Genomic DNA, 2,060 nt, shown 5'->3' with positions numbered 1-2,060 from the left:
TGGAGGCGGGAAAGGACAAAACAAAACGACAAAGATGACAGACTATCTGGATGGATTTCAATATAATTATATCGAAACCTCAGGTCCTTGTTTATGGTGCAAAACCAGTGTTGCCTTTGAAGCAGAAGCTTACAGAGATAAGAATATTTTTGATCCCGGAATCATATCCCCTATATGGCTGCTTGATTTTGTCCCCACTGCAGAAGGATTTTACAGTTTCATAGAAAACCGCTATATTTATCAGTATAAAGACCACCTCGGAAATGCCAGGGTAAGTTTTGCCAAAGACAGCACAGGCAACCCTGAAATAACGGATACGAATAATTATTATGCATTTGGAATGAATCATATTGGAGGAGTGAAAGGCTTGTTAGGAGGTTATATGAATTATAAGTATAACAGCAAGGAGCTGCAAGAGACAGGAATGTATGATTATGGGGCAAGAATGTATATGCCGGATTTGGGTAGATGGGGAGTTATGGATCCACTGGCGGAGAAAATGAGAAGATATAGCCCTTACACTTATGTAGGCGATAACCCTATAAGGTATATAGACCCAGATGGAAGAAAATTTATTAATTTTGACGAAAATGGAAACTATACTGGTACTACAAAAGATAATTGGTGGCATAACTTATGGAATGGAAGTAAGGGAAGAGTTGTAAAAAGTGATGGAAGTACACAGCAGAAATTTAGATTTGCTGATCCTAAAAATGATGTTGCTGATATACAATCAGGTAAAATAAATAAACTTGAATTTGTTACAGAAAAACAAGTCCGTACATTAGTTAGATGGTCAGGAGCATTTGATCCTAAAAATAAAGCGAGTAATAGGAGTCTTTCTGAAAGATATGATTATATAAAAAAAGAAGGAATAGGCGGAGGAAAAATGGATTTTGCTTATACACAAGTACCTAAAATGTTTCCAAATGCAAAACCAAGTAACCCTACGACCAATACTTCAAATACAATATTTTTAGTTGAAGGTTTGGCTCATAATCAGAACAATTTTGGGAATTTTTTATTTGGTGCATCAGGTCGTGCTATGCAATTCACAGGAGCTGAATTATCGTTAGGAGCACATTATAATAGTGTAGTTAATTCTAGCACAAATGGTTATAGTAGTCAGCTAGATTCTTCTGATGATCAACTTTCTATATCTAGTGGAGTGCTTTTTTCAGATAAGTACAATTATGGAGATATGCAAATTCAAGTAACTGTGGGAACTCCTACACCAGCTAATATACCATAAAACTTAAATCAAATTAAAAAATGAAAAAATTTATTTATTATTTATGTCTATTGTTTATAATATCTTGTAAAAGTAATTATGAAAAAGAATTTATTAACAGATATTCGAATTATGATTTTTCAAATTATCAAGGGAGTGAGATTTACGTAAGAGGGTTTTCTTCTAGAAACTCCCCAATAATATTTTTAGAAAGTATCAAGAATAATAATTTTGTACGACTTACGATAAATTATAATAAACAGTCTAAGAGTATTATTGATATAGAAGAGAGTTATCCTAAAGATTCTTTAAAAGAGAATTTAAAAATTAATGCTAATGATCAACTGAAAAAACTCACAGCAGACTTTGTTGATATGAATATTTATTATTTAAAAGTAGATAGTTTAGGCAATGTATATGTTAAACCATCTGCTGATGAACACTCTCCAGTCATAGGGAAGTTTATTTCAGAAGAATATAGAAAAAAGATATTTGTAAAAAGTATTTCTCTAAAAAACGGATGGTATAAAGAAATTTATGATTAGATAATTTGTAAGAATAAGATGGTAATGTATCAAATGTGTTGGTAAGCCGCTACGCATTCTATGACTTTGAGTAGATAAAAATAACCCACCGCAAAAGCGGTGGGTTTTGTGTATTATAGCGTTGCGATATTTTTAGGTGGTACATTTTCGTAGTTGGATCGATAAAAGTACAGAGCAAATGTATTAGAAGGAATCATTGCTGCTATAGAGATATAGAATCCTGTTTCAGATCCATTAAACTTTAGTATCCACAAAAGGATAATTACAATGGTAGTATATAGTGA

Annotated in this window: 2 protein-coding genes; both read left to right on the top strand. The window is 32.4% G+C overall.

What is annotated here, in order from left to right; genetic code table 11:
- On the top strand, positions 1 to 1,252 hold a 1,252-nt coding region (locus AC27VX_RS23650), incomplete at its 5' end, for an RHS repeat-associated core domain-containing protein (protein ID WP_488698423.1).
- A gap of 20 nt (positions 1,253 to 1,272) precedes the next feature.
- The gene (locus AC27VX_RS23645; RefSeq protein WP_236855429.1) at positions 1,273 to 1,776 is read left to right on the top strand and encodes a hypothetical protein; all 504 of its coding nucleotides are present in this window, start codon (positions 1,273 to 1,275) and stop codon (positions 1,774 to 1,776) included.
- Positions 1,777 to 2,060: the final 284 nt, after the last annotated feature.

The sequence above is a fragment of the Chryseobacterium sp. 14P4.3.2 genome, from assembly GCF_057799275.1.
The sequence above is the reverse complement of the archived record's forward strand: the minus strand, read 5'-3'. Positions and strand labels throughout refer to the sequence as shown.

Bases quoted from the DNA above. Each gene is read 5' to 3' on its own strand.
- AC27VX_RS23645 (WP_236855429.1), top strand. From the start codon at position 1,273: ATGAAAAAATTTATTTATTATTTATGTCTATTGTTTATAATATCTTGT.